Annotated in this window: 25 protein-coding genes and 2 tRNA genes; 9 read left to right on the top strand and 18 right to left on the bottom strand. The window is 75.3% G+C overall.

The annotated features are described in order from the left end of the window. Positions 1-74 precede the first annotated feature (74 nt). Positions 75-656 carry an arsenate reductase/protein-tyrosine-phosphatase family protein gene (locus tag K329_RS30725; protein WP_028472431.1) on the top strand — a complete coding sequence of 194 codons (582 nt, stop codon included), beginning with the start codon at positions 75-77 and terminating at the stop codon, positions 654-656. A 28-nt stretch (positions 657-684) separates the two neighbouring features. Here K329_RS30725 and K329_RS29360 read toward each other — a convergent pair whose 3' ends face one another. Then, the gene (locus tag K329_RS29360) at positions 685-960 is read right to left on the bottom strand and encodes a PqqD family protein (RefSeq protein WP_052336386.1); all 276 of its coding nucleotides are present in this window, start codon (positions 958-960) and stop codon (positions 685-687) included. A gap of 3 nt (positions 961-963) precedes the next feature. Between K329_RS29360 and K329_RS0105545 the strand changes: the two genes are divergently transcribed. From K329_RS0105545 to K329_RS0105535, 3 genes are all read left to right on the top strand, one after another. Beyond that, on the top strand, positions 964-1,821 hold the full coding sequence (locus K329_RS0105545; protein ID WP_052336385.1) for a hypothetical protein: 858 nt from the start codon (positions 964-966) through the stop codon (positions 1,819-1,821). After that, complete coding sequence (locus K329_RS0105540; RefSeq protein WP_028472273.1) at positions 1,818-2,087, top strand: PqqD family peptide modification chaperone; 270 nt, start codon at positions 1,818-1,820, stop codon at positions 2,085-2,087. The genes K329_RS0105545 and K329_RS0105540 overlap by 4 nt, the downstream gene beginning before the upstream one ends. An 84-nt stretch (positions 2,088-2,171) precedes the next feature. Continuing rightward, on the top strand, positions 2,172-3,035 hold the full coding sequence (locus tag K329_RS0105535; RefSeq protein ID WP_028472272.1) for an aldo/keto reductase: 864 nt from the start codon (positions 2,172-2,174) through the stop codon (positions 3,033-3,035). Between the two features lie 24 nt (positions 3,036-3,059). On the opposite strand, the gene K329_RS0105530 is transcribed toward K329_RS0105535, so the two are convergent. Next, positions 3,060-3,338 carry a hypothetical protein gene (locus tag K329_RS0105530; RefSeq protein ID WP_157571575.1) on the bottom strand — a complete coding sequence of 93 codons (279 nt, stop codon included), beginning with the start codon at positions 3,336-3,338 and terminating at the stop codon, positions 3,060-3,062. Positions 3,339-3,438: 100 nt separating this feature from the next. Between K329_RS0105530 and K329_RS0105525 the strand changes: the two genes are divergently transcribed. After that, positions 3,439-4,266, top strand: coding sequence for a hypothetical protein (locus tag K329_RS0105525; protein ID WP_028472270.1), 828 nt, complete (start codon positions 3,439-3,441; stop codon positions 4,264-4,266). Between the two features lie 66 nt (positions 4,267-4,332). On the opposite strand, the gene K329_RS29355 is transcribed toward K329_RS0105525, so the two are convergent. The 4 genes from K329_RS29355 to K329_RS0105500 all read right to left on the bottom strand — a co-directional run bounded on the left by K329_RS29355 (position 4,333) and on the right by K329_RS0105500 (position 8,070). Continuing rightward, positions 4,333-5,736 (bottom strand): hypothetical protein, encoded by a 1,404-nt coding sequence (locus tag K329_RS29355; RefSeq protein WP_028472269.1) that lies wholly within the window; start codon positions 5,734-5,736, stop codon positions 4,333-4,335. 3 nt (positions 5,737-5,739) lie between these two features. After that, positions 5,740-6,108: a hypothetical protein gene (locus K329_RS0105515; protein WP_157571574.1), complete on the bottom strand. Its 369-nt coding sequence runs from the start codon at positions 6,106-6,108 to the stop codon at positions 5,740-5,742. A gap of 182 nt (positions 6,109-6,290) precedes the next feature. Beyond that, a tRNA-Lys gene (locus K329_RS0105505) sits at positions 6,291-6,366 on the bottom strand. A 78-nt stretch (positions 6,367-6,444) separates the two neighbouring features. Then, positions 6,445-8,070 carry a phytoene desaturase family protein gene (locus K329_RS0105500; protein ID WP_052336384.1) on the bottom strand — a complete coding sequence of 542 codons (1,626 nt, stop codon included), beginning with the start codon at positions 8,068-8,070 and terminating at the stop codon, positions 6,445-6,447. Between the two features lie 177 nt (positions 8,071-8,247). Between K329_RS0105500 and K329_RS0105495 the strand changes: the two genes are divergently transcribed. Then, on the top strand, positions 8,248-10,383 hold the full coding sequence (locus K329_RS0105495) for a sensor histidine kinase (protein ID WP_028472266.1): 2,136 nt from the start codon (positions 8,248-8,250) through the stop codon (positions 10,381-10,383). A gap of 220 nt (positions 10,384-10,603) precedes the next feature. On the opposite strand, the gene K329_RS0105490 is transcribed toward K329_RS0105495, so the two are convergent. Both K329_RS0105490 and orn read right to left on the bottom strand, forming a co-directional pair. Continuing rightward, positions 10,604-10,679, bottom strand: a tRNA-His gene (locus K329_RS0105490). A gap of 55 nt (positions 10,680-10,734) precedes the next feature. Next, the gene (orn, locus tag K329_RS24820) at positions 10,735-11,385 is read right to left on the bottom strand and encodes an oligoribonuclease (protein WP_043642046.1); all 651 of its coding nucleotides are present in this window, start codon (positions 11,383-11,385) and stop codon (positions 10,735-10,737) included. Positions 11,386-11,556: 171 nt separating this feature from the next. Between orn and K329_RS24815 the strand changes: the two genes are divergently transcribed. Further along, the gene (locus K329_RS24815; protein ID WP_052336383.1) at positions 11,557-12,477 is read left to right on the top strand and encodes a DsbA family protein; all 921 of its coding nucleotides are present in this window, start codon (positions 11,557-11,559) and stop codon (positions 12,475-12,477) included. Between the two features lie 27 nt (positions 12,478-12,504). Here the strand turns inward: K329_RS24815 and K329_RS0105475 are convergent, their stop codons facing one another. The 9 genes from K329_RS0105475 to K329_RS0105435 form a co-directional block, all read right to left on the bottom strand. Then, complete coding sequence (locus tag K329_RS0105475; protein WP_157571573.1) at positions 12,505-13,677, bottom strand: phosphotransferase family protein; 1,173 nt, start codon at positions 13,675-13,677, stop codon at positions 12,505-12,507. Beyond that, a complete protein-coding gene (locus K329_RS0105470) occupies positions 13,674-14,951 on the bottom strand; it encodes an aminoglycoside phosphotransferase family protein (RefSeq protein ID WP_028472264.1) in 1,278 nt (425 codons plus the stop codon). The genes K329_RS0105475 and K329_RS0105470 overlap by 4 nt, the downstream gene beginning before the upstream one ends. Continuing rightward, positions 14,944-16,824, bottom strand: coding sequence for an ABC transporter ATP-binding protein (locus K329_RS24810; protein ID WP_084540989.1), 1,881 nt, complete (start codon positions 16,822-16,824; stop codon positions 14,944-14,946). The genes K329_RS0105470 and K329_RS24810 overlap by 8 nt, the downstream gene beginning before the upstream one ends. Continuing rightward, entirely contained in the window at positions 16,814-18,052 is a 1,239-nt protein-coding gene (locus tag K329_RS24805; RefSeq protein ID WP_043642044.1) for a glycosyltransferase, read from the bottom strand. Before K329_RS24805 ends, K329_RS24810 begins: the two co-directional genes overlap by 11 nt. Continuing rightward, the gene (locus K329_RS24800) at positions 18,049-19,401 is read right to left on the bottom strand and encodes a glycosyltransferase family 4 protein (protein WP_052336382.1); all 1,353 of its coding nucleotides are present in this window, start codon (positions 19,399-19,401) and stop codon (positions 18,049-18,051) included. Before K329_RS24800 ends, K329_RS24805 begins: the two co-directional genes overlap by 4 nt. Next, positions 19,388-20,611 carry a glycosyltransferase family protein gene (locus K329_RS24795; protein ID WP_157571572.1) on the bottom strand — a complete coding sequence of 408 codons (1,224 nt, stop codon included), beginning with the start codon at positions 20,609-20,611 and terminating at the stop codon, positions 19,388-19,390. Before K329_RS24795 ends, K329_RS24800 begins: the two co-directional genes overlap by 14 nt. A gap of 173 nt (positions 20,612-20,784) precedes the next feature. Beyond that, positions 20,785-21,507: an alpha/beta fold hydrolase gene (locus K329_RS0105445; RefSeq protein ID WP_043642042.1), complete on the bottom strand. Its 723-nt coding sequence runs from the start codon at positions 21,505-21,507 to the stop codon at positions 20,785-20,787. An 11-nt stretch (positions 21,508-21,518) separates the two neighbouring features. Further along, on the bottom strand, positions 21,519-21,992 hold the full coding sequence (locus K329_RS0105440) for an aminoacyl-tRNA deacylase (protein ID WP_028472262.1): 474 nt from the start codon (positions 21,990-21,992) through the stop codon (positions 21,519-21,521). Next, complete coding sequence (locus K329_RS0105435; protein ID WP_028472261.1) at positions 21,989-23,035, bottom strand: LLM class flavin-dependent oxidoreductase; 1,047 nt, start codon at positions 23,033-23,035, stop codon at positions 21,989-21,991. Before K329_RS0105435 ends, K329_RS0105440 begins: the two co-directional genes overlap by 4 nt. 177 nt (positions 23,036-23,212) lie before the next feature. On the opposite strand from K329_RS0105435, the gene K329_RS30720 reads away from it, so the two are divergent. Continuing rightward, a complete protein-coding gene (locus tag K329_RS30720; protein WP_157571571.1) occupies positions 23,213-23,383 on the top strand; it encodes a hypothetical protein in 171 nt (56 codons plus the stop codon). A gap of 355 nt (positions 23,384-23,738) precedes the next feature. Here the strand turns inward: K329_RS30720 and K329_RS0105425 are convergent, their stop codons facing one another. After that, complete coding sequence (locus K329_RS0105425; RefSeq protein ID WP_052336380.1) at positions 23,739-24,815, bottom strand: LacI family DNA-binding transcriptional regulator; 1,077 nt, start codon at positions 24,813-24,815, stop codon at positions 23,739-23,741. 107 nt (positions 24,816-24,922) lie between these two features. Between K329_RS0105425 and K329_RS24790 the strand changes: the two genes are divergently transcribed. Further along, positions 24,923-25,942: an asparaginase gene (locus K329_RS24790; protein ID WP_084540988.1), complete on the top strand. Its 1,020-nt coding sequence runs from the start codon at positions 24,923-24,925 to the stop codon at positions 25,940-25,942. The last annotated feature ends 23 nt before the right edge of the window (positions 25,943-25,965 follow it).

Below are 25,965 nucleotides of genomic sequence, written 5' to 3'. Positions count from 1 at the left end.
GGGATCGCCAGCGATTGTTCCCCGAACCGCGCGCTTCGGCAGCAGAACGGCGATGCTCGTGACAGCGTGGGAGCGTGAGGATCCTCGTCGTCTGCATCGGCAACATCTGCCGCTCCCCGCTGGCCGAGCGGCTGCTGGCGGCCCGGCTCGCGCCCGAGGTCGCCGCCGGTCGCTGCAGCGTCGGGAGCGCGGGTGTCGGTGCGGTCGACGGCCACGCGATGCAGTCGCAGGCGGCGGTACAGCTGGCGCGTCTCGGCGGCGACCCGGACGGCTTCGCGTCGCGCCGGACGACCACCGACCTGGTCAGCGCCCACGACCTCGTGCTCACCGCCACCCGCGACGTGCGGGCGAGCGTCGTCGGTGTCGCCCCGGCCGTGCTGCACCGGGCTTTCACGCTGCGCGAGCTCGCGGCGCTGGCCCCCGTGGCGGCCGAGCTGTTCGACGGGCCGGCCGGTGACGACGTACGTCGCCGCGTGCGCACGCTGTCGTCGCGGCGGGCCACGGTGGCGGCCGGCGATCTCGACGTGCCCGACCCGATGGGCCAGGACGACGCGGTCCACGAGGCGGTCGCGGACCTGCTGGCGGCCACGGTCGACCCGGTCGCGGCGGTCGTCCGCGCGGTGCTCGACGGCCGCCCGGTCGAGGCGCGGGGATGAGCAGATCGTCCCCGGTGGTCCAGACCGGTCAGCCCAGTCGGAGCAGGCCCCGCTCGGAGAGGGTCGTCAGGAACGTCTGCACGTCGCGCCGTACGACGTCGCCCTCCACCCCGAACTCGGCCGCCAGCTGCACCACGAGCGCTCCGAGCGGGCGCGGGGTCTCCAGCGCCTCCCAGACGGCGACGCCGACCGGGTTCAGCTCGAGGTACTCGCCGCGGGCGTCGAGCAGCACGACCGTGTCGCCCATCGGTGTGCCGATGGCGGCGGGGTCGCGGGTCAGCAGCGTGGCGTCGTCGAGGGGCACGGCGTGATCCTGCCACCGACGACGTCGACCACGGGGGTGTTCGCCGAGGTCGCGCTCGGCGGCCTCGGGGTCCGGCTGGTGCTGCGGCTCACCGGTGACCGGGCGCCCGAGCTGCACGAGCGGGTGCTGCGGGCCTGGGACCGCTGCCTCGTGCCCGACGGGCCCGGGGACGCTCGCCGGGTCGTCCAAGCTCCGGTCCTCGAGGTCTGCCTCGCGACCGACGCCGCCGAGCTCACGGCGGCCCGGACCCGGGGGGCCGTGGCGTCCGACGACGTCGACGACCTGCTCCACCACCTCTCGCCCGCCGTGACCCTGCGCCTCATCGAGGCGCGGGCAGGCAGCCTGATGATGCTCCACGCCTGCGCGCTCGCCCACCCGGCGACGGGCCGCGTCACCGTGCTGGTCGCTCCGTCGGGCACGGGCAAGACCACGCTCAGCCGCACGCTCGGTCGCGACTTCGGCTACCTCACCGACGAGACCGCCGGCGTCGACGAGCAGGGCCGGTTGCTGGCCTACCCGAAGCCGCTGTCGGTCATCCCCACGCCCGGAGCGGCCGTGAAGCAGCAGGTCTCGCCGAGCGAGTACGGGCTGCGCGCCCCGGTCGGCGAGACGCGGATCGGGGCGCTCGTGCTGCTGGAGCGCGATCCCGAGGGCCCCGACGCCCCCGAGGTCACGCCCGAGCCGACGGTGCGTGCGCTCGCCGCGCTGGCGACCCAGACGTCGTACCTCGACCGCATCGAGCGGCCGCTCCACCGGCTCGCCGCCGTGGTCGAGCAGGCGGGCGGCCTGCGGCGCGTGCGCTACCGGGAGTCCGCGACGCTGGCGCCGCTGCTGGCCGAGTGGACCGGGAGCGGCGCATGAGCGGGCGGGTGCGGCGCACCGACTGGCGCGACTGGTACGTCGACGGGGGCGAGTCCGCGGTGATGGTGGGGTCGAACGTCGTGGTGCTCTCCGAGCTGGCGTCCGCGCTGCTCGAGGCCGTCGAGGAGGACGGGTGGACCCCGGTCGCGACCGTCGCCGCGGCGCTCCGCGAGGAGTTCGGCGATCCGCCCGGCTCCACCGCCGCCGCGGCGACCGGGGTCGCGCTGGCCGACCTGGCGGCCGAGGGCGTCGTCGAGCTCGACTGAGGCAGCTCGGGTCCCGTTCCGGCGGGCGCCGGGGGACCCGATCGGGTGGTGCCGCGCCTTGGGTCGGGTGCGACGCTCGGAGGCATGACTGACGAGAACCTCGCTGCTCCGTCCGGCACCTTCCGCATCGGGGGCGACCTTCCGGTCGTCCGCCTCGGGTACGGCGCGATGCAGCTCACCGGCGAAGGCGTGTGGGGATGGCCCGCCGACCGCGACGGCGCCATCGCCGTCCTCCGTCGCGCCGTCGAGATCGGCGTGACCTTCTTCGACACTGCCGACTCCTACGGCCCGACCGTCTCGGAGGAGCTCATCGCCGAGGCGCTGCGCCCGTACGCCGACGACGTCGTGATCGCCACCAAGGCCGGCCTCACGCGGACCGGTCCGGGGGAGTGGGTCCCGGTCGGGCACCCGGCGTACCTGCGCCAGCAGTGCGAGCTGAGCCTGCGTCGCCTGGGCGTCGAGACCATCGACCTCTTCCAGCTGCACCGCATCGATGACGCCTACCCGCTCGCCGACCAGGTGGGCGAGCTCGCGAAGCTGCGCGACGAGGGCAAGGTCCGTCACATCGGGCTCTCCGAGGTGACGATCGGGCAGACGCAGGAGGCGCGCGAGGTCACCGAGATCGCCACCGTCCAGAACATGTTTAACCTGGTGAAGCGCGACGCGGAGCCCCTGCTCGACTACTGCGAGCAGGAGGGCATCGGCTTCATCCCGTGGTTCCCGCTCGCGACCGGCGAGCTCTCCCAGGCCGACGGCCCGCTCGCCCAGGCCGCCGCCGACCACGGTGCCGAGCCGTCGCAGCTCGCCCTGGCGTGGCTGCTGCGCCGCTCGCCCGTGATGCTGCCGATCCCCGGTACGAAGAGCGTCGCGCACCTCGAGTCCAACACGGCCGCGGCCGGCATCACGCTGAGCGACGACGAGTACGCCACGCTCGACGCCGTCCGCTGAGCCGTCCGGGTCGGTACCGGGGGCTCACGACCCCGGGCCGCCCAGGGTGGGCGCCGCGCGCAGCAGTGCGGCGTCCACCCAGCCCTGCCGGATGAGCGGGCCCTCGTCGCCGGGCCGCACCGGCAGCGCGTAGACCACCCATGCCTGCCAGACCGAGCCGCCCCGGCGGTCCCAGCGCCGCCACATCACCATGAGACCGGGCACCTGGGTGCCCCCGAACGCACCGCTGAGGTCGACCCAGACGTGCTTCGGCTGCGCGAGCCGCGTCGTCGCGGAGGGCACACGGCCGGGGGCGGACGACATGACCACGATTAGAACATGTGTTCGATGGTCGCCGGACGTCGTCGGGTCGGTCGCGGCCTCGTAGTCTGACCCCGCCGGTCCACCGTCCTCGGGAGCCACGATGTCCCTGCCACCTCTTCCGCCGCCGCCTCCGGGCGCACCGCAGGGCGGGTACGACGCTGCGCGCCCCGCCCGCCGACGGGGCCGCACCTGGCTCGTCGCGGCCGGCGCCGCGCTGGTCCTCGTCGTCGCGGCCGTCGCGGGCACGGCGGTGCTGAGCGACGACGGCGACGACGGGGCCGCCGGCGACGGCCGGACGCCGACATCCGACGTGACGACCTCCGAGGCGACGGCCACGCCGGAGCCGTCGGACGACCCCACCGGGCAGCCGACGGAGGCGGAGGGCGCGCCTGAGGACCTGCCGGCGCTGGAGGCGTCGCTGCCGTACGAGCTCGGCCCCGTGTGCGACTCCGAGGCCACGCTGGCCGGAGGGGTGCCCTGGTCGGGTGAGCCGGCCGACCTGCGCGTGCTGTGGCTGCTCGAGTGGCCGGACCTGCCGGGCTACAACGAGTACGACCTGCTGGGCGCCGAGGGCGAGCCCTGGAACGTCACGACCTCGCCCGGCAGTTGGGGCGAGCCCAACGCCGTGCTCTGCACCCGGGTGGTGCCCGGCACGACCGAGGTGCGGCAGCGGTGCGAGGGAACCTCCCGCGAGGGGGAGCCCCTCGTCTGGGACGTCCACACCGCCGACCTGCGCTTCGACCTGGTCGAGGCCACCACCGGGGAGGTCATCGCCCGGGGTGACCCGTTCCCGGCGGCGGACACCCTGCCGGTGGTGGGGTGCGCGTTCCCGCCGATCAACGCCGTGCCGGGCGAGGTGCTGCCCACCGTGGGACTGCAGCCGGACCTCCTGATCCCGCTCGCGGACGCGTTCGTCACGGGAGTCTGAACGCGGAAGGACCGGCCGCCCCGCGAGGGGTGGCCGGTCCTGTCCGGATCGATCGGCGCGCAGTGCTCAGCGCAGCACGTCGGGCCCGGTCGTGTCGTCGTCGAGCCACTCGTCCTGGATCACGAGGTGGTCGCGGTCCTGGTCACGGTCGTCCTGGCCGCGTCGTCCGCCGCCGGCGCCCGCACCCGCGACCCCGCCACGACCGCCCTGGCCACCGCCCTGGCCGCCCAGCGACGTGCGCGACCCGCGGGACCCGGCCGGGCCGCGCCCGCCGGTGCCGCCGCGGCCTGCGCCACCGCCGCCGACCCCGCCACCGCGGAGCCCGCCGGCGCCGCGCCCACCGGCGCCCGCGCCACGGCCGGCGGCACCGCCACCGGCCGGCGCGACGCCGCCGGTGCGTCCGAGCGCGCCGGGGCCCGCCGTACGGTTCGTGGCGCCGATCGCGCGGGGAGCCGCACCGCCACCGCGGCCGGCCGCGCCGCCACCGCCGGGCACGATGCCCGGACCGGAACCGATGCCGCGGACGGCTGCAGCGCCGAGCGCGGCACCGCCGAGGCCGATGGCGGGTGCGGCGGGGGAGCTGCTGGGCGGACCGACGGACGATCCGCCGCCCCCGATGCCGCCGGCACCGCCGGGACCGGGACCGAAGAGGCCGGTGTCGACGGCCGGCGGTCGGCCGGGCAGCGTGCTGATCGGGTCGCGACCACCGGGGTCGGTGGGCTCGGTCGGGTCGGTCGGACCGATCGGGTCGATGTCGGGGTCGCGATCGATGTCGATGTCCGGGTCGCGGTCGGGGTCGCGGTCCGGGTCGCGCGGGGGGTCCCACTCCGTGACGACCGGCCCGCCGCCGACGCGGCGGATCCCGGAGGTCGGGTCGTTGGGTCCGCCGCCGCCGTTGCCGCCGGGCCCGTTGCCGCCGCCGTCGTCCGGCTGGCGCGAGTAGTCGTTGATCGAGGCGAACATCCGGGCCGTGTCGCCGAGCTGGGGACGCAGGCTCTCCCTGATCTCCCGGCACCGCTGCTCGCGGGCGGCCTGGTCGGCGGCGTGGGAGGACGCCGCCGAGGAGTACTGCCGGTCGACCTCGGCCTGCTCCTCGACCGTGCGGGTCGGGTCGGCGGGCGGACGAGTGGGGCCCTCGCCGACGGGCGAGAGCTGCGCGTACTGGTTCGTCGCGATGCGCAGGGCGGACGCGGCCAGCCGGTTCGCGTCGCGGCCGGTGTCGAGGGAGGCGGCGCGGCGCTCGAGCGCCCCGCGGACGCGGTTGGCGGCGTCGACCATGCTCTGGCGGGCCTCGGGACCCATGAGCTCGTCGGTCCGGACCTCGTCGATCGCCTGGTCGAGTCCGACGGCGAGGGAGCGGATGGACTCGCCGCCCTCGCCCCAGATGCCTGCCTCGGTGTCGATCGCCTCGACGGGGGCGTCGCGCAGGGCGGCGATGAGGGACAGCTCTTCTTGTCCGGGCTGGGGCATGGCTCAGGCCTCCATCACTCGGCCGCCGCGGGGCTGCGGGGCGGGGGTGAACACTGCTGCGATGGCGTCGGCCGCGGCGGTGAAGCCGGCGGCGACGACCTCCTCGGTGGCGCCCATCTCGCTGACGGCCGCGTCGAACGCGACGAGGATGTTGTCGAGGGTCACCATGTCCTGCTGCACGGCCTCGCGCTGCGTGCGCAGGGCGCCGGTGCGCTCGACGGCCGCCCACTCGCCGTTCGGCGAGGCGCCGAAGCGCTGGTCGCCGAGCGCCAGGAAGTTCGACATGGACTGCTGGCTGATGTTGACCAGGCTCACGAGGGTGTTGCGCACCTTCGCCAGGCTTTCGGGTGACATGTTCGTGTTGGTCGCCATGGAGTGAGGCCCCTTCGTTCTCTCCTCGAGAGTCGCCGCCGAGTGCGGGCGCCGCGAAGGTCTTGACCGTTCTGGGGATGGTTCAAACCTCGAACGGCCCAGATGTGCTAGGGCGGACGGAGCCGTCGGCCCGGAATCGCGACAGCCCCCGATCGCAGTGCGATCGGGGGCTGTCGTCCGGCTGGTACGGCATCAGGGACTCGAACCCCGAACCCGCTGATTAAGAGTCAGCTGCTCTGCCAATTGAGCTAATGCCGCGCGGTGAAGCGGGTGCAACCTTAGCAGCGAGTGACGGGGGAGGAAAATCGAGATCGCGTGACGTCGTGCACCCCGCGTTCAGCGCGCGGCGAGCACCGCCTGGGCCGCGTTGTGGCCGCCGAGACCCGAGACCGCGCCGCCCCGTCGGGCGCCGGACCCGCAGAGCAGCACGGACTCCACGCCCGTGTCGACCCCCCAGGCGCGGGCGGGGGTGTCGAGCGCCGCCCGCTGCGGGGCCCAGGGCCAGTCGAGGTCGCCGTGGAAGATGTGGCCGCCGGGCATGGCGAGGTCGGCCTCGACGTCCTGGGGGATCTTCGCCTCGATGCACGGGTCGCCGTTGCCGTCGCGGGCGACGCAGTCGGCGATCGGCTCGAGCAGGTGCTGGTCGAGGCTCGCCAGGGCGCGCTCGACGGCGAGCGCTTTGGTCGCGGCCGGGTGGGCCGTGAACAGCGACGCCGGGGTGTGCAGCCCGAAGTAGGTGAGGGTCTGGGCGCCGGAGCCCGCCAGCTCGCCCAGGATCGACGGATCGGTCAGGGAATGGCAGTAGACCTCGCCGGGCAGCTCGGTGGGCACCCGGCCGGCGGCGGCCTCGGCGTACGCCCGCTCGATGTGGCTCGCCGTCTCGTTGAGGTGGAGCGTGCCGGCGAAGGCGACGGCCGGGTCGGCACCCGAGCGCAGGCGGGGGAGCCGGTCGAGCAGGAGGTTGATCTTGAGCTGGGAGCCCTCCGGCTTCGTGGCCTCGTCGGGGGTGCCCCCGAGCAGTCGCTCCAGCACGTACGGCGCGACGCCCGACAGCACCTGGCCGGCGGCGACGGTGTGGGTGCCGTCGGCGTCGGCCCAGGTGACCTCGGCGCCCCGGGAGCCGTCGGCGACCACGCGTCGTACGTCGGCGCCCGTCACCAGCTCGGCGCCCGCCCGGGTGGCCGCGGCGGCCAGCGCGTCGGTGACCGCGCCCATGCCGCCGACCGGCACCCGCCACTCGCCGGTCCCGTTGCCGATGAGGTGGTAGAGGAAGCAGCGGTTCTGCACCAGCGAGGGGTCGTGCAACGAGGCGAACGTGCCGATCAGGGCGTCCGTGCCGACGACGCCGCGCACGGTGTCGTCGCGGAAGCGGCGGTCGATCGCCGCGCCGAGCGGCTCGAGCACGACGTCGCGCCAGATCTGCTCGGGCACCCGGGCGGCGAGCTCGTCCTCCCGGGGCAGCGGCGCCAGGAGGGTGGGGGCCACGGCGCGCGCGAGCTCCTCCACCTCGGCGTAGAAGGAGACCCACGCGTCGTACGCGTCGTCGGACCCGGTCAGCGCCGCGAACGACGCACGGGTCGCGGGGCCCTCGGGGCGCTCGACGAGCAGGCCGCCCGCCTCTCCCCCCGCCCCGGCGCCGGTCGCGGTGCCCGGCAGGTACGGCGTGTACGACGCCGTGGTGCGCGACTCGAGCCGCACGTCGAGGCCGAGGTCGGCGACGAGCTGCTCCGGCATGAGGCTGACGAGGTAGGAGTAGCGCGACAGACGCACCGGCGAGCCCGGGAACGCGCGGGCCGACACGGCGGCACCGCCGGTGTGGTCGAGCCGCTCGAGCACGGCGACGCTCAGCCCGGCGCGGGCGAGGTAGGTCGCGGCCACGAGGCCGTTGTGCCCGCCGCCGACGACCACGGCGTCGTACGTCGAGCGGGTGAGCCGGTGCGAGTGGGTGACGGGTGCCTCCATGGCGGCCAACCTAGGGGGTCGTCGCGTCCGGAGGGTGGACCCAGGTGGTCTGGACCGGCGGGTGGGTCCGTCCCGTCGTGGGGTGAAAGCCCTGCCGATCGGCGGGGGCGAGGACACAATGACCGCCGTGAGTGCGGCGGCTCGGCGTCGTACCGGACTCGTCGGAAGGGCGCGGTCGTGAGGGTCAAGGGCTCGACGCTGCTGGTCGCCGCCGCGCTGGCGACGCCGCTGCTCGCCCTGGTCGCGGTGCTCGCGACGTCCTCCTGGGTGCAGGCGCTCGTGCTGTGGCCGACCGGGCTCGTGACGGCGACCGCGGTGCTCGCCCCGCCCCGGTGGCGGCTCCCGGTGGTGGCGGCGGGCGGTCTGGTGGCCGGCAGCACGTTCTGGCTGGTCGACGTGCCCCACGGTGCGGCCCTCGGCTTCGGCGCCGCCACGACCGCCCAGGCGTTCCTGGCCCAGCTGGTGCTCTGCCGCGGGTGGCGGGGCCCCCGACCCGGACTGCGCGACCAGCACGACATGGGGCGATGGATCCTCGCCTCCTTCGCCGGCGCTGCCCTCGGCACGACCGTGCTCGGGGTGGTGGTGACCGTCGACGGCTGGCGGTTCGACCTCGGGCAGGTGGTGATGGTGCTGCTCGCGGGGGTCTTCTCGCAGCTGCTGCTCGTGCTGCCCTTCCTCGAGCTCGACGCCGCGGCGCCCGGCGTCTCGCAGCTCGAGCGGGGCGGCCAGTGGGTCGCGACGGTCGCGTCCACGGCAGCGGCCTTCGGTATCCAGGACAGTGCCTACTGGGCCTTCCTCACCGTGCCGTTCCTCGCGTGGGGCGCTCTGCGCCTGCCGCTGCGCGAGATGGTGCTCCAGCTGCTCGTCATCACCGTGACGGTGCTGACCCTCGGCTCCGTCGGCATCGGTCCGCTCGGGTTCGACCAGGCGGGCGACGCCGCGGTGGAGACCGCGACGGTGCTCCACCTGTTCCTCATCGGTGGCGTCCTCCTCGTGGTGCCCTACGCGCTCGTCTCGCAGCAGCTGCGCCGCCGGTCGGCCGAGGCGCACCGGGAGGGGGAGCTGGTGCGCCGGATCATGGACTCGGCGACGCGGACCGCCATCATCGCCACCGACCGGGCGGGGCGGATCACGCTCGTCAACGTGGGGGCGGAGAACCTGCTCGGCTACCGCGGCGACGAGCTGCTCGGCCGGACGCCGGAGGTGATCGTGCCGCGTGGCGAGATCCAGTCCCAGGCCGAGGCCCTCGGCACCGCGCCCTCGTTCGTGAAGATCGCCAAGGTCCTCGCGAGGAACCCCGCCGAGCCGCGGGACTGGCGCCTGCGCCGCAAGTCCGGCGAGGTCCGCAGCCACTCCATGGTCCTCACGCCCATGACCGACGAGGCGGGCGCCGTCGCCGGCTACGTGCTCACCTCGGAGGACGTCACCGCCCGGGTCCAGCGGCAGGAGTCCCTGCTCGCCGCCCTCCTCTCGGAGCGCGAGGCGGTCGAGCGGCTCGAGCAGGCCGACCGGATGAAGGACGCGCTCGTCTCGACCGTCAGCCACGAGCTCCGCACGCCGCTGACGAGCATCCTGGGCTACGCCACGATGCTGGCCGACGGCGACTTCGGCGACCTCGACGGCCCCGCCGAGCAGATGCTCGACCGCATCATCAAGAACGGCGAGCGGCTCCGCTCCCTCGTGGAGAACCTCCTCGTGCTCGCCCGCGTCAACGCCGGGCACCTCGAGGTCGACGCCCACGTGCTCGACCTGCGCGACGTCGTGCGGTCGGCGCAGGAGGTCGTCGTGCCCAGCCTGGTGGCGCGCGACCTCGACGTCCGGATCCGGCTGCCGGAGGGACCGGCCCTCGTCGACGGCGACGCCGGGATGCTCGAGCGGGTGCTGCTCAACCTGCTGACGAACGCCCTGAAGTTCACGCCCGACGGTGGCCGCGTCGACGTCGTCGTGGGCGTGGAGGACGAGGAGGTCGTGATGGACGTCAGCGACACCGGCCTCGGCATCCCCCTGGAGGAGCAGGACCAGCTGTTCACCCAGTTCTTCCGCTCCTCGGTCGCGAAGAAGGAGGCGATCCAGGGCACCGGCCTGGGGCTCTCCATCGCCCACTCGATCGTCGAGCAGCACGGCGGCGTCATCGGTGCCACCTCCGAGGCCGGTGCCGGCTCGACCTTCCTCGTCGTGCTGCCGCGCCTCACCGAGGCGGCCGCGACCGCCCGGGGATGGGCGCCGACCGAGGTCGACCCGGCGGCGCAGGGACTCGAGATCGTCGGCGGCCCGCCCCCGCCGTACGAGCGCGGCCGCACCCGCCCCGCCTGAGGCGTACGGCGGGTCGCGGTGTCAGCGACAGGGCGGATGGGGCGCGCACACCGCAGGGCAAGGGGGGACGGCGGGTCGCGGTGTCAGCGACAGGGCGGACGGGGCGCCCACACCGCGACCGTCGGGGTCTCGAGACGCGGCTCGCTGGGCTCCCTGCTCCTCGACCCCCGGAGACGCGAGAACCCCCGGCCACCGCGAGGTGACCGGGGGTTCCGGTGTCTGGGGTGAGTAACGGGACTTGAACCCGCGACATCCGCCACCACAAGGCGGCGCTCTACCAGCTGAGCTATACCCACCACGACCGCGATCGCGACGTACATCGCGATGGGCCGGAGAAGAGTGTAGCGGGTGTCAGGGAGTGCTCTGACCATCCGGGTCGGGGGCCGGATCGCCGGTCAGACCGGTGAGCGATCCGCCGTGGCGGCCGGCGAGCTCGCGGGCCTGGGCGGAGGTGGGTCCGGGGCGGGGCACGAAGACGGCGTCGCGGTAGTAGCGCAGCTCCTCGATGCTCTCCTGGATGTCGGCGAGCGCGCGGTGGTTGCCGCGCTTCGGGGGCGCCTGGTAGTAGGCACGGGGGAACCAGCGGCGTGACAGCTCCTTGATGGAGGAGACGTCGACGATGCGGTAGTGGAGGAAGGACTCCAGCATCGGCATGTCACGGGCCAGGAACGCGCGGTCGGTGGCGACCGTGTTGCCGGCGAGCGGGGGACGGCTGCCCTCGCCGCAGTGCCGTCGCACGTAGGCGAGCACCTCGGCCTCGGCCTCGGCGAGCGTGATGCCGTTCGCCAGCTCCTCGCTCAGGCCGGACTTCGCGTGCATGTCGCGCACGAAGTCGCCCATCTGCTCGAGGGCCTCGGCCGGGGGCTTGACGATCAGGTCGACACCCTCGCCGAGCACGTTGAGGTCGAAGTCCGTCACCAGGGCGGCGACCTCGATCAGGGCGTCGGCGCCGAGGTCGAGCCCGGTCATCTCGCAGTCGATCCACACCAGTCGGTCGCTCACGACCGACCACCTTACTCACGGGTCCACCGGCGCCGGACCGCCGCCGGGGTCCGTGCGGTGCTCAGGGGGGCCTCAGGATCCCCTTCTAGGTTGTCCGTAGGTTGAGGGTCGCAGCACCCGACGGTGACAGCAGCGACGTAGGCGCGCGAGCAGAGGACGAGGGACGGGACCATGGCGAAGGCGGGCAGGCCGAACAAGGGCGGCGCGGGCAAGGGCGGCAAGCCCGCCGGCACCGGTCCGGCGAAGCAGAGCGCGGCGAAGCGGACCACCGGCTCGGCGACGACGCCTCCGAAGGGAGGCCCCACCCGGGCCCAGAAGGCGCAGGCCGCCCAGCGCGAGCAGGCCCGCAAGGAGCGTCTGCGCGAGTGGACGATCGTCGGCTCCGTCATCGCCGTCGTGGCCGCGCTGATCATCGGTGTCGTGCTCCTGCAGGGCGGCGACGAGATCGATCCCGACGCCGCCGTGCCCGGCTCCGGTCAGTCGGAGAGCTCGGCCGACCCCGGCGCCACGGACCCGACCGCCCCCGCCACCGACCTGCCGGGCGAGGTCACCGAGGACTACGGCATCGCGTTCGGCGACCCCGACGCCGAGCACCGCGTCGTTATCTACGAGGACTTCATCTGCCCGTTCTGCGGTGCCCTCGAGGCCGAGACGAGCGACGACCTCACCGCGCTGGCGGCCTCCGGCGACATCGTGGTCGAGTACCGCGCCTTCAACCTCCTGACGCGCTTCGGCGACTACTCCGAGCGGGCGGCCAACGCCTTCGCGGTCGTCATGGACGCCGCCGGCCCCGCCGCGGCCAAGGAGTTCCACGACGCGCTCTTCGAGGAGCAGCCCTCGGAGTCCGGCCCGTACCTCTCCGACGACGACCTGGTCGACCTCGCGGTCGCGGCCGGCGCCGAGGAGTCCGCCGTGCGCCCCGGCATCGAGGACCTCTCCTTCGGTGACTGGGTCTCCAACGCCACCATCGCGGCCGAGGACAACGACGTGACCGGCACCCCGACCGTGCTCGTCGACGGCGAGTCCATCGGTGGCCAGACCGTCGCCGACCTCGCCGACAACATCTTCAGCGCCGTCGGCGGACGTCCCTGACGGACGCCTCCGACCGACGCCCCAGACCTAGGTGAGCAGCACGCCGGGGTCGGGCAGCGACGTCGGCCGGAAGGCGTAGACGCCGACCAGCCGGAGGCGGGTGGCCTCGACGTACGTCGGGAGCGCGGCCCGGACGGCGGCGTCCGCGCCGTACCCCTCGAGCAGCGCGGCCGTGGCCGGTCCGACGGCTTCGGGCGCGAGCAGGCCCTGCGCGGCCCGCAGCTCAAGGTGGGCGACGAGGTTGCCGAGGTCGAGCGCGGGATCGCCGACGGCCAGGAGGTCGAGGTCGATCAGGCCCAGCGCCCCCGGGCCGTGCCCCGGGGCGAGCAGCAGCTGCTTGTCGTGGAGGTCGCGGTGCAGCGGGACGGCGCGGGTCGGCGTCGGCAGCGCGCCGAGCCGGACCTCGCACTCCCGCAGCCGCTCCGCGAGGTCGCCCGTCACGGTGCGGGCGAGCGCGTCGTACGTCGCCGCGAGCCCCACTGCCCGTCGGGTCGCGGAGGCCTCGTCGGCCGCCGTGTGGGCGCCGGCACCGTCCGGCGCGGCGACGCCGTGCAGCTGCCGCACGAGCGCCCCCACCCGGCGGAGCACCGTGAGCGTCACCTCCCCGGTGGGCAGGAGCTCGTGCAGAGTGCGGCCCGGCAGGGCCTCGGTGACCAGCAACCCCTGCGCGTCGTCGACCCCGAGCACGCGGGGCACCCGCGGGCCGAGCGGTGCCTCGCCGAGGTGGCGCAGCGTCGCCGCGGCCGGCGCCGCCCGACCGGGTCGCAGCACCTTCACGTAGCGCGTGGCGCTCACGTCGCCCGCCTGGTCGTGGGCCTCGGTGCGCAGGACCGCCCGCCGTTCGGGCCGGTGGGCGACGAGCCGCGTGCCGGGCACGGCGAGCAGGGCGGCGAGCTGTGGCAGGCGCCGGTCGGCGCCGTGGCGCTGCACGAGCGCGTGCTGCCCCACCCGGGCGACGGACCCGGGCCGCACCGCGTCGGTGCGGCGCGCGACCTCGGCCGCGCGGGCGCGGTCGGCGAACCACTGCCCGACGCACGGCTTGGAGCCGCCGGCGGACAGCTGGAGCAGCAGGTGGTCGGCACCGCGCGGCTGGGCCTGCCGCAGGTGCCAGCCGTGGGCGGCGAGGTCGGCGTCGATGCGGGCCAGCGACGGCGGGGGGACGGCGCCGAGGCCGTCGTGGTCCACCGGGAGGGCGCTCATCGTGCGGCTCCCGAGGTCGCGGCCCCGACGGCCCCCACGGCCCCGCCGGCGAGCAGCGCCTCGACCTGCGACAGCAGCCCGCGGCAGGCGTCGGGCCAGTCGGCGTGGCACGTGCGGAAGGGGTCGGTGGTGCGCCGCAGCAGGTGGGCCGCGGTGTGGGCCGCGAGCACCGCGGGCGGCGGCAGGTCCCGCCGGTCGGCGTAGCCGGCGAGGAACGCGTCGGCCGCGCCCGGCCCCCGGCCGGAGGCGACGTCGTCGGCGAGCAGGCAGCCGAGGTCGTCGGCGGCGGGTCCGCGGGCGGCGCGGTCGAGGTCGAGCAGCCCGGCCGGCGCCCCCGGCCCGCGGGCGACGAGCTGGTCGCGGGAGAGGTCGCCGTGGAGCACGACGTCGTCCCCGGCGGCGCCGGCCGCCTCGCGCAGGCCGACCTCGCAGGCCGTGACGACCCGGCGGATCCGGTCGGCGTCGGCGGGCAGGAGGAGGGCGAGCTGCTCCCCGGCCTGCCGCACCGCGGCCCGCAGGTCGCGCGTCGTGCGCCGCGGCAGCGTCGCCGTACGCGCGGAGGGTGCCAGGTCGTGCAGCGCGGCGACGAGGTGCCCGGCCTCCGGGAGCGACGGTGCGGCGGCGGCCCGGTCGAGGGGCGTGCCCGGCACCCACGACAGCGCCGCCAGGCCGAGGGCGTCGTCGAGCCCGAGCAGGGCGGGGACGCGCCCCGCCAGGGCGGAGCCGGCCAATGCCCGGGGCCCGCGGAGGGCGTCGGCGAGGTCGCCGGGGCGGACGGCGCGCAGGAGCACCGGCCCGGCGGTGGTCTCCAGGCGGGCCACCCAGCGCCGCTGGGGGTTGTAGGAGAGCGCCGTGGGCGGCCCCATCGGACGCGTGCCCGTCACCCGGGCGAGCAGCTCGGGGCCGAGCCGGTCCTCGGCGAGCGGCCGGAGCGCGGGCAGGTCGCGGTCGGCCTCCGCGCGCACCGCGATGACCCCCCGCTCCGGGTCGACCGCGACGACGCCACCGGGCCGTGCCTTGCGCTGCGTCTTCGCGAGCTTGGCGCGGGCCGAGCCGGCGTACGCCTGCACCAGCAGCAGCTCGGGACCGCAGCGGACCGCGGCGACGGCGCTCGTGCCGGCCTTCATGCGCAGCCGCACCCGCTCGGCGTCGCTGCGTCCGCGGTGGGCCGGGGCGTGCGCGGCCAGCCAGCGGCGGAGCGCCCCGTCGGAGGCGAGCACCCCGAACCCGGGCACGCCGAGCTCGGGCACGAGGTGGGAGTCGGTCTCAGGCACGGGAGGCCTCCGGGAGCGAGGTGACGACGGCCAGCGGCTGCGTGGCGTCGGGGTCGAGCACCGGTGCGGGCGGGTGCGGGGCGCCGGGCGTCCGTACGGCGGGCGCCGTCAGGTCGGCGCCGAGCACCTCGTCGGGCGGCCCGTCGGCGACGACGACGCCGCGCTCGATCCAGACGACGCGGTCGCAGTCGCGGGCGTGGGCGAGGTCGTGGGTGATGACGACGGTGGTGCGGCCGGCGGTGAGGCGACCCAGCGCGGCGAGCACCTCGGACTCCGTGCCCTCGTCGAGCCCGGTCAGCGCCTCGTCGAGCACGACGATCGGGGCGTGCCGCACGGCGGCCCGGGCGATGGCGATGCGCTGGCGCTGGCCCCCGGAGAGGGTCGCGCCGCGCTCGCCGACGACGGTGTCGTAGCCGTCGGGCAGGGCCATGACGAAGTCGTGGGCGCCGGCGAGGCGGGCCGCGGCCTCGATCTCCGCCGGGGTGGCCCCCGGTCGGCCGTACGAGATGTTGTCGGCGATCGACGTGGCGAACAGGACGCTCTCCTGCAGCACCACGGCCACCTGGCTGCGCACCGACTCGACGGTGAGGTCGACCAGGTCGTGGCCGTCCACGAGCACGCTGCCGGACTCGGGGTCGCGCAGCCGGGAGAGTAGGGAGGCGACGGTCGACTTGCCCGACCCGGACGGTCCGACGAGGGCGATGCGCTGCCCGGCCCGCACGTGCAGGTCGACGCCTCGCAGCACCGGGTGGCCCGGCGTGTAGGAGACCCAGACGTCGCGCAGCGTCACGTCGCCGCGGAACGGGCGGGCCGGCTTCGACCAGCTGTGGTCGCGCACGCTCGGCTCCTGCTCGAGCAGCTCGACGATCCGCTCGCCCGAGGCGGCGGCGGCCGCGATCCGGCCGGTGTACTTCGCGAGGTCGCGCAGGGGCTTGAAGGTCGCCTTCAGGTAGGTCAGGAAGACCACGAGGTCGCCCGGCGTGAGCGCGCCGGCGAGCACGCGCTGGGCCCCGACGTACAGCACGACCGCGGTCGCGATGCCCACGAGCACGTCGGTGGTGCGCTCGAGCTGGGCCGAGAGGCGCTTGGTCTGCACGCCGTCGCGCAGGCTGCGCTCGTTGCTGTCGGCGAAACGGCCCTGGAGCCGCTCGGCGAGCGAGTAGGAGTGCACGACCCGCATCGACGACAGCGTCTCGGTGGCGAGCGAGGCGAGCGCGCCCTCGGCCTTGCGCTGCTTGCGGGAGACGGTGTGGATGCTCTTCGTGACGTGGGCGCCGCTGACGAGGAACAGCGGGATGACGGCCACCATGCAGAGCGCCAGCGGGAAGTCGAGGATCGCCACGACGACGACCATCCCGACCATCGTGGCGATGTTGCCGACGAGCGGCAGGCCGGCGGTGACCGCGACCTCCTTGAGGCGTCCGACGTCGGAGGTCACGCGCGTGACGAGGTCGCCGGTGCGCGACTGGTCGTGGAACGCCATCGGCAGGCGCTGCAGGTGGGCGTAGACGTCGCCGCGCACCCGGGTGAGCAGGCGGTTGCCGGCCAGCGCGAAGCAGAGCGTCATCGCGTACGCCGCCGCGGCGCGCAGCAGCACGACGGCCAGCAGGGCGCCCGCGGCGATGATGATCGTCGCCTGCACGTCACCGGGGCCGGAGGCCGCGATGTCGGCCCCGGAGGCCTGCACGACGGCGTCGATGACGAACTTCAGCGGCCACGGCTCCGCGAGGCGGAACAGCACCTCGAGGAACATGGCGAGCAGGCCGCCGGCGAGCAGCGGACGCTCCGCCTTGAGGTGCGGGCGAAGGTGGTGCGCGGTGCGGCGCAGGCCGGGCACGGCCTCCCGCAGGTTCGAGGGCTTCTCACGCGACACGGTCTGCTCCCGGGGTGGTGAGGGCGGGCTCGCCGAGGCCGAGCGGCGCCAGCGAGGTGGCGAGCACGTGGTCCCAGTCGGCGGCCAGGGCGGCGGTGCGGTTGACGGTGCGCAGGGTGCGGCGTCGTACGACGTCGGCGCGCAGCGCCGCGACCGCCGTGGCGAGGGCGGCCGGGTCGTCGGGGGCGACGAGCGTGCCGTGGGTGCCGCCGTCGAGCAGGGCCGGCAGGTCGCCGACCGCGCTGGCCACGACGGGCAGGCCGGCGGCGAGGTACTCCGTCACCTTCAGCGGCGAGAAGTAGAAGTCGTCGAGGGCGGGGTACGGCGCGCAGGCCACGTCCATCCGGTGCAGCTGCGCGGGCACCTCGGCGGCGGGCAGGGCGCCGGTGGTCTCGACGTTCGCGGCGATCCCGAGGTCGGCGGCCTGCGCGCGCAGCGCGTCGGCGCGGGGGCCGTCGCCGACGAGCAGCAGCCGGTACGACGGGTCGTCGGCCATGAGTCGGGCCGCGGCGGCCACGAGCGTCTCGACGCCGTGCCAGGCCTTGAGGGTGCCGACGAACCCGAGGGTGAAGGGTCCGTCGGTGCCGGTCACGGGGCGCGCGGCCGGGGTGACGGCGCGGGTGTCGACGCCGTTGGCGACGGTGCGCACCCGGGTCGGGTCCGCGGCGTACCGGCGGGCCCAGGCGGAGACGGTGTCGCTGACGCCGAACGCGGCGGTCGCCGACGAGAGGGCCGCGGTCGCCACCGCGTGGGCGCCGGCGACGTCGACGAGGCCGCGGTGGGCGGACTGCTCGTCGGGCAGCGGGGCGTTGACCTCGAGCAGCGAGGGCACGCCGGACCGGCGCGCCCAGGCCGTCGCCGTCCGCCCCCAGAGCGCGTAGCGCTCGTAGACGAGGTCGAAGGGCACCTCGCCGGTCAGGGAGTCGAGTGCGGGGGCCACGGCGGCGTCGGAGGCGACGGCCGAGCGCTCGCGGGCGGCGAGGCGCTCGGTGGCGTCCCCGTCGCGGCGGCCGGCGACCGCCGGCAGCTCGTGCACCCGGACGTCCTCGAGCCCGGCCGGGGCGGGACCGCCGGGGCGCGGGGTCAGCAGGTGCACCTCGGCGCCGCGTCGCAGCAGCGCCCGGAGCACCGCCTGGGCGTGGACGGAGGCACCCTTCGTGCCGAACACCGGGATGCCCGGGTCGGTGCAGACGTAGGCGACCCGGAGACGGCGGCGGAGCGTGCTCACGCGCCCACCCCCGCGAGGTCGCGGGCGGTGGCACCCGGAGCAGTGGTGCGCCGGTCCGTGACCGGGCGGGCCACCGAGCGGAAGACCTCCGCGAGCACGGCGGCGTTGCGGCGCACGTCGAAGCGCTCCTCGACCAGCGTGCGGCCCGCGTCGGCGTACGACGCGGCGGTCGCCGGGTCGTCGAGCACGGCGCGCAGCGCGTCGGCCAGCGCGGCCGGGTCGCTGCTCGGGACGATGCGGCCGGTCACGCCGTCGACGACCGCCTCGGGGATGCCGGTGACGGGCGTGGCCACGCACGGGGTGCCGAGCGCCAGCGCCTCGAGCAGCACCGTGGGGAGGCCGTCGCGGTTGCCGTCCTCGGCGACCACGCACGGGGCGGCGAAGACGGCGGCCGAGGCCACGACCTCCTTCATCCGGTCCTGGGGGAGCGCGCCGAGGAAGTCGACGGCGTCGGCCACGCCGAGGTCGCGGGCCAGGGCGTGCAGCCGGTCGCCCTCGGCACCCGTGCCGACGACCTGGAGGCGCACGTCGTACGACGCGCTGCGCAGCGCCGCGACGGCGGCGAGGAGCACGTCGAAGCCCTTCTTGGGCACCAGCCGTCCGACCGTCGCGATGGTGCGGGGGGAGCGCGGGGCGTGCGACCGGGCGAAGCGGTCGAGGTCGAGGCCGTTGTAGAGGCGCACGACGCGGTCGGCCGCCGCGGGCTGGAGCCGGCGGAGGAAGTCGGTGTTGAAGTCGCTCACGGTGACGACGGCGTCGGCGCCGGCCAGGTTGGCGTGGAGGGCGTCGGCGTCCAGGCCGGTGTGGAAGATGTCCTTCGCGTGGGCCGTGAACGAGCAGGTGATCCCCGCGATGCGGGCCGCGACGCGGGCGACGGTGGCCGGGCTGTTCGCGAAGTGGGCGTGCAGGTGGTCGAGGCCCTGCTCGACGGCGGCGGCCGCGACCTCGAGGGCGGCGACCCCCTCGTCGACGGGCAGGGCGAGCACCTCGTCGAGGTGGGCGGCCAGCCCGGGCAGCCGGTGGTGCGTGCGCTGGAGCGCCGCCCACAGCGTGGAGGCCTTCGGCGTGCGGGTCAGGTAGGTGACGGGCGCGCGGACGTCGGCGACCGCGGCGTGGAACCGGCCGTCGTCGGGCTGGCGCATCGAGAACACCGACACCTCCACCGCGGCGCGTCCGGACGGGTCGGCCGACCCCTCGAGGGCCAGGCCCTCGAGCGCCAGCAGCTCGCTGAGCACGAACGTCTCGGAGAAGCGGGGGAACATCGTCAGCACGTAGCCGACGCGCAGGGGAGCGGGGCCGGTCGGGGCGCCGGTGCTGGTGCTGGTGCTGGTCGGGTCAGGCAGAGACATGGCGGAGCTCCAGGGCGTGGTCGGGGGCGAGGAGGGCGTCGGCGAGGGCCGGCAGGCGCTCGAGCCCGTCGAGGTCGACGGTGTGGTGGGCCGGCGGGCGTCGTACGGCGTCGGCCAGCCACGAGGCGAGCGCCTCGGGGGTGGCGGCGTCGGGGGCGAGGTGGTCGAGCTCGGTCCAGGGGCCGAGCTCGTGGACGCGGAGCGTCTGCTCGAGGCGGGGCGTCGTGCGCGGCACCACGAGCGGTGGGCGACCGGAGGCCAGCAGCTCGCAGACCGTGTTGTAGCCGCCCATGCTCACCACCGCGGCGGCGCCGGCGATGAGCGGCAGCGTGTCCTCGACGAACGTGTGCACGACGAGGTCGTCGCGGACGGCGGCCAGGGCGGCGAGCCGCTGGCGCTCCGCGAGCGGCATGCAGGGACCGGTGACGAGCACGGCGTGGTGCCCGGCCGGCAGGGCGGTGCGGGCGAGGGCGTCGGCGAGGGCGTGGCCGTCCTGGCCGCCGCCGACGAGGCAGAGCACGTACGGCGTCGGCGCGGCCGCGGTGCCCGGGGTGGGCGTCAGCGGCGACGGGACCGGCGGGAGGTGCCGGCCGCGGCCCCGGGCGAGGTAGCCCGTGAAGCGGACCATCGCGCCGACCTCGGGGCCCAGCCCGTAGGCGACCACCGGGTCGTGGACGCGGGGGTCGCCGTACACCCAGACCTCGTCGTAGAGGTCGAGCACGGCCTCGGTGGTGCCGGCCGCGTCCCACTCGCGGCGGGCGACGGCGGGGGTGTCGAGGATGTCGCGGAGGCCGAGCACGGTGCGGGTGGGCAGCCCGCGGGGGCCGACGGTACGGCGAGCCGTGCGCAGCGCCGCGTCGAGCTCGCCGCCCATGCCCCGGGCCACCTTGTCGACGACGAACAGGTCGGGGGCGAAGGCGGCGATCGCGGTCTCGATCATGCGGCTGCGCAGCTCGAGCAGCTCGTCGAGGCCGAGGCCCAGCGACGCGGGGGAGTAGCCGCCGTCGCCGTCCTTGGCGACGCCCGGCAGCACGACGAGCTCGGTGCCGGCCGGGAGGGGGAGGGCGGCCGCGGCCGGCGTACCGGTCAGCAGCAGGACGTCGGTGTCCGGGCGGCCCGCGACCAGGCTGGCGGCGATCTCGATGTTGCGGCGCACATGACCCAGCCCCTGGGTGTCATGGGAGTAGAGGGCGATACGACGACGTGGCATGGGGGCTCCCGAGGACTGGGGCGGATCGGTGGCGACGCTCCTCGACGAGCGGCGTGCGACCACGGTGCGTCCGGGAGATGACGTGTCCGTGAGGGGACGGTGAGAGGGCTCTCATGTGCCCGAGGTGGTGGAGGGGCTCCGAGCGCGGCGAGCCGCGTCCCGACCGCCGACGGTCAGGCGGCGCGGTGCCCGAGGCCCCGGGCGAAGCGCAGCACGGCGGCGGCGAAGGCGGCGGGCTGGTCGAGCGGCGCCATGTGGCTCGCCCGCGGCACGATCGCGACCCGTACGTCGCGCCCGGCGCGCACGAACGCGCGGTAGCCGAGGCGGAACTGGTCGAACTGGCCGTTGAGCAGCAGCACGGGGGCGTCGACCTCGGAGAGCATCGACGGCCGGCAGTGCGTCATGACCTCGCTCCAGGCGGCGGTGGTCGGGGTGAAGTAGTAGCCGCCCGCGATGACGGGGTCGATCGTCTCGGCGCCGTACACGCGCCGGAGCACCCGGTCGTTGAGCCGGGTCATGCGCTCGGGCCCGATGCGGTCGGTGACGGCGGCGACACCGCGGTAGAGCGCGGCGCCCGGGCCGACCGGTGTCGTGGACGCGCCGGCGAGCACGAGCCCGGCCAGGCGGTGGCCGTGGTCGGCGCCGTAGGCCATCCCGACGTACCCGCCCAGCGAGTGGCCCACGACCACCGGGAGCTCGTCGTCGGGCACCGCGCGGACCGCCTCGTCGACGACCTCGACGCAGCGCGCCATCGTGAACTCCTCGTCGACCCGGGCGCCGTGGCCGGGCAGGTCGACGAGGGTGACGGCGGCGTCGGCCTCGAGGTGGGGGAGCACGGGCAGCCACTGGGTGCTCGAGAGCCGCGAGCCGTGCACGAGGACGAGGTGGGGGCGCATGTCGCTCCTGGTCAGGCGGGGTCGGTGACGTCGGCGACGGTGGCGGCCACGACACGTACGACGTCGGCGGCCTCGACGCGCAGGCCCACGCCGTGGGCGCCGCCGCCCAGCGAGACGGTGCCGGTGACGCGCTCGTCGGCGACGACGGGCCAGGGGCCGGCCGGGCCCTCGAGCGCCCCGAACGGGGTAATGGTGCCGCGGGCGTACCCGGTGGCGCGCTGCGCCTCGTCGGCCGACGGCATCGAGAGGCGGGAGACCCCGAGGAGGGTGCGCAGCTTCGGCCACGAGATCGACCGGTCGCCGGGCACGAGCACGAGGAGGAAGTCGTCGTCCCCGCGCCGCACGACGAGGGTCTTCACGATCCGGTCGGGGGTGACGCCGAGCAGCTCGGCGGCCTCGGCCAACGACCGGGCGGGTCCGGCCTCGGTGACGGTGAAGGGGATCCCGGCGGCCCGGACGGCGGCCGCCGCGCGCTCGGCGCTCACGCGGTCGCTCCCGCGTCCGTGCTCGGCCGCCACCCCAGCGCCGGGCCCAGCTTCTCGGCGATGTCGGTGATGATCTGCACGTAGTCGTCGTGGCCGAACGTGAACGGCAGCGCGAAGACGACCTCGTCGACGGCCTGGAACCCGGCGTGCTCGTGGAGGCGCTCGGCGATCTCGTCCGAGGTGCCCACGAGGTCGGGCGCGAACATCAGCCGTCCCGGACCCTGGGGCGTCGCGGTGCGCTCGAGCCGGCTGGCGGCGTACGCCGTGTAGCGCTCCCGCTGGTCGGCGGTGGCGCTGTCGGTCGGGATCACGACGAGGCCCTGCGAGACGCGGGCGGCGGCGCCGTCGGGGTGGGCGGCCCGGAACGCGTCGATCTGGCTGCGCTGGATCGTCGCGAAGTCGTACGTCGGGCCGTCTCCCTCGGCCTTGACCACGCTGCTGGTGAGCAGCGACAGCCCCTGCTCGCCGGCCCAGGCGGCCGACCGGAGCGACGCCGCGCCGTACCAGACCCGCGACGCCAGGCCGGGGGAGTGCGGCTGCACGTGGTCGGAGAAGGTCTCGATGCCCTGGACGCCGGAGAAGCTGCTCGCGGGCTCCCCGCGCAGCAGGCCCAGCAGCCGCGTGACGCGGGCGTAGGAGAAGTCCTCGGCGTCGGCGGTGTCGGGGTAGAGGCTGCCTTTGACGTCGTCGAAGTGCATCGGCGGGCCGACGCTGACCCCGGGGTTGAGCCGCCCGCCGGAGAGCAGGTCGACGGTCGCCAGGTCCTCCGCGAGCCGTAGCGGGTTCTCCCAGCCGAGGGGCGTCACCGCCGTGCCGAGGTCGATGCGGCTCGTGCGCTGCGTGGCCGCGGCGAGGAACGTCAGGGGCGACGAGATGCCGTGCTGCAGGTGGCGGTGGCGCACGTAGGCGCTGTCGAAGCCGAGCCGCTCGCCCAGCGCGATCACGTCCAGGGTGCTCTCGTGGCCGGCGCGCGGGTCGGCGGGGTCGAAGAGCCCGATGGTGAGGAAGCCGAGTCGTCGCAGCGGCACGTCGCGGAGGGGCACGGGCCCAGCGTAGGTCGGCGGCCCGAGTCGCGACGGTGGTCTCGCCGACATCGACGGACGACCGCCGTACCCCGGGTTCGGTACGACCGTCATGACACCCCTCGGCGCGACGGCCCAGCCGCTAGGCTGAGATCTCGTGGCGGTCTGGTGGCCGCCCCCGAGGTCAGGAGTGGGCTTGTGCCCGAGACCAGGCTGTGCCTCACCTGCGGTGCCGTCGTCGACGCGACGAAACTGGCGCTGCACCGACAGTTCCACGAGCAGATCGACCACGTCCAGCGCGCCACCGACGACCTGCGCGCCACGCTGCGCCGGGTGGAGCGGCGGTCGATCGACAACTCGACGTCCTGACCTTTCACCCCTTAGCGCACGTGCGTTTCCCCACAATTGAGGCGGTAGGCAGTAGGTTGATTGAAGGACCGCAGGCCCAGGTCAGCACGACAGGACGACACCGGGTCCCGCGGCGACACCGAGGCGGCGAGATGAGCGCGCACCGCGAGCTCCGACGTACGAGCCCCGTCACGCGTGTCCGCACCCCTCTCCACGGAGACCGCCGTACGGCGGAGGTCCACCCCTAGCCGCGTTGCAGGTCGGACTGTCCGCCTCGACACGCTCAGGCGGCGCATCTCGACCAGCACGCATCCACGGAACGCCCCGTCCTCACGCAGGACGGGGCGTTCCGGCGTCCGGGGGTGGGGAGTCCCGGTCAGTGCGAGTCGCCGGGCGCCCTGGCCCCGAGCGTGCTCTCGCGGGCGGACAGCGTCGGCTCGAGGGTCGTCGACGACATCTCGGCCCCACCGATGCCCGCCACCAGGACCTCCATGGCCGTCCGGCCCATCTCGTGCAGCGGTGACCTCACCGAGCTCAGCGGCAGGGGGAGGTCGCTGGCCAGCGGGATGTCGTTGTAGCCGATGACGGCCATGTCCTGCCCGACGGCCACACCGGCGGCGCGGAGCGTGCCGAGCGTGCCGATCGCGGCGAAGTCGTTGACGGCGAAGATGCCGGTGGGCGCGTCGCCGGGCGTGCGGAGGATCTGCTGGCAGGCGCGGCGACCGCCCTCGACGTCGAACCGTGAGGGCACCACGAGGTCCGGGTCGAGCGGGTGACCGGCCTCGCGGAAGACGTCGGAGAAGCCCTGCAGGCGGTCGACGGCCGTGCTGGCGAACGGCTCGCCGGCGACGACGGCGACCCGGCGGTGGCCCAGGTCGAGGAGGTGCTGCGCCGCCAGTCGCCCGCCTGCGCGGTCGTCGCAGGTGACGCTCGGGTGGTGCTGCGACCGGCGGCTCACCAGGACGAACGGGACCTTGCGGGCCTCGAGCCGGTCGATGACCTCGTCGTGGTCGACGCGGGCGTCGCCGAGCACGATGCCGTCGACCTGGCGGGCGAGCAGCATCTCCAGCTTCGCGGCGCGCTCGGCCTCGTCGTCGTTCGTGTTGGTGACGAACGTCTGGTAGCCGTGGCGCCGGCCCTGCTCGTCGATGCCCTCGTAGATGGTGGCGAGGACGAGGTCGGTCAGGCGCGGCACGAGGACGCCGGCGAGCGAGGTGCGCTGGGTCCGCAGGCCCGCGGCCTGCAGGTTGCGGGCGAACCCGACCTCCTGGGCGACCGCACGGATCCGCGCCACGGTGCCGGTCGACCCGACGCGCACCCCCGCGGGCACCGAGGCGGAGAGCGCCCGGGAGGCCGTGGACGGGTGCACCCCGGCGAGCGCGGCGACCGTCGCGAGCGTGGGCCGCCCGGCCTTGTCCAGGTGGGGCAGGTCGTCCCGCACGGCTCTCGACATCAGGCTCCTCCTCGTGGCTCCCGGGGGAAATCTACTGGTGAGCCCTTGCCACCGGGAGCGGCCGCCACTACTTTAGCGCAATCGATTGGCACAAACGATTGGGCACAATGCGCACCGTAGTGGTCGTCACGACCGGAGGAACCATCGCCAGCGCCTCGGACGCGTCCGGGGCGAAGGTCGCGAGCGTGTCCGGCACCGCCCTCCTGGCGGGGCTCGACGCGCCCGCCGGCGTCGCCGTCCGCGTCGTCGAGGCGATGAACCGCAACTCCTACGACATCGACCTCGCCCACATGGACCTGCTCTGGCGCACGGTGGTGGACGCGCTGGCCGACGTCGACACGTGCGGGGTGGTGGTGACGCACGGGACCGACACCCTCGAGGAGTCCGCGATGCTCGTCGACCTCCTGCACGACGACGCTCGCCCCGTGGTCTTCACCGGAGCGCAGCTGAGCCACGACGACCCGGCGACCGACGGCCCCCGGAACCTGGCGGACGCGATCGCGGTCGCGGCGTCCGCGAACGCCCGTGGTCTGGGCGTCCTGGTCTGCTTCGCCGGCGTCCTCCACGCCGCACGGGGCACCCGCAAGGTCCACAACAGCGCGCGGTCCGCCTTCTTCGACGCCGACCACGGCCCGCTGGGCATGGTCGTCGACGGCTGCGTCCGCGTGCACACCCAGCTCACCCGCCCCGCCACGGGCCTCGGAGCGGGCCTCGCGCTCGCCGGCACCCGCGTCGACATCGTCGCGGTCTACCCCGGCGCCGACGCCACCGCGCTGGAGGCGCACCTCGCCCGCGGTGCGCACGGGATCGTCCTGCAGGCGACCGGCTACGGCAACGCGAACGCCCGGATCGTCGCCGCGGTCGGGGACGCCGGGGTGCCCGTCGTCCTCTCCTCCCGCGTCGCGGCCGGCGAGATCAGGCCCGTGTACGGCGGGGGAGGCGGCGGCGTCGACCTGGTCGCCGCCGGCGCGATCCCCGCCGGCCACCTCCGCCCGAGCCAGGCACGCATCCTGCTCGCCGCGATGCTCGCCGCCGGGCGCGACGCCGAGCAGATCGCCGCCGCGTTCGCCGACGCGCCGGTGCGGTTCGTCGAGGCCCCCGAGACCGTCACGCCCGCTCGCGCCTAGCGCGATCTCCCCGTCCGACCCGT

The organism is Nocardioides alkalitolerans DSM 16699, from assembly GCF_000426525.1.
Lineage (GTDB): Bacteria > Actinomycetota > Actinomycetes > Propionibacteriales > Nocardioidaceae > Nocardioides > Nocardioides alkalitolerans.
Note: the sequence above shows the minus strand (reverse complement) of the source record. Positions and strands in the feature narration are given on the sequence as shown.

Bases quoted from the DNA above. Each gene is read 5' to 3' on its own strand.
- K329_RS0105525 (WP_028472270.1), top strand. From the start codon at position 3,439: ATGTCCCTGCCACCTCTTCCGCCGCCGCCTCCGGGCGCACCGCAGGGC.
- K329_RS24790 (WP_084540988.1), top strand. From the start codon at position 24,923: ATGCGCACCGTAGTGGTCGTCACGACCGGAGGAACCATCGCCAGCGCC.
- K329_RS24795 (WP_157571572.1), bottom strand. From the start codon at position 20,611: ATGCCACGTCGTCGTATCGCCCTCTACTCCCATGACACCCAGGGGCTG.
- K329_RS0105475 (WP_157571573.1), bottom strand. From the start codon at position 13,677: ATGAGCGCCCTCCCGGTGGACCACGACGGCCTCGGCGCCGTCCCCCCG.
- K329_RS29355 (WP_028472269.1), bottom strand. From the start codon at position 5,736: ATGCCCCAGCCCGGACAAGAAGAGCTGTCCCTCATCGCCGCCCTGCGC.
- K329_RS24815 (WP_052336383.1), top strand. From the start codon at position 11,557: ATGGCGAAGGCGGGCAGGCCGAACAAGGGCGGCGCGGGCAAGGGCGGC.
- K329_RS0105500 (WP_052336384.1), bottom strand. From the start codon at position 8,070: ATGGAGGCACCCGTCACCCACTCGCACCGGCTCACCCGCTCGACGTAC.
- K329_RS0105540 (WP_028472273.1), top strand. From the start codon at position 1,818: ATGAGCGGGCGGGTGCGGCGCACCGACTGGCGCGACTGGTACGTCGAC.
- K329_RS0105445 (WP_043642042.1), bottom strand. From the start codon at position 21,507: ATGCGCCCCCACCTCGTCCTCGTGCACGGCTCGCGGCTCTCGAGCACC.
- K329_RS0105425 (WP_052336380.1), bottom strand. From the start codon at position 24,815: ATGTCGAGAGCCGTGCGGGACGACCTGCCCCACCTGGACAAGGCCGGG.
- K329_RS0105535 (WP_028472272.1), top strand. From the start codon at position 2,172: ATGACTGACGAGAACCTCGCTGCTCCGTCCGGCACCTTCCGCATCGGG.
- K329_RS24800 (WP_052336382.1), bottom strand. From the start codon at position 19,401: ATGTCTCTGCCTGACCCGACCAGCACCAGCACCAGCACCGGCGCCCCG.
- K329_RS0105515 (WP_157571574.1), bottom strand. From the start codon at position 6,108: ATGGCGACCAACACGAACATGTCACCCGAAAGCCTGGCGAAGGTGCGC.
- K329_RS0105530 (WP_157571575.1), bottom strand. From the start codon at position 3,338: ATGTCGTCCGCCCCCGGCCGTGTGCCCTCCGCGACGACGCGGCTCGCG.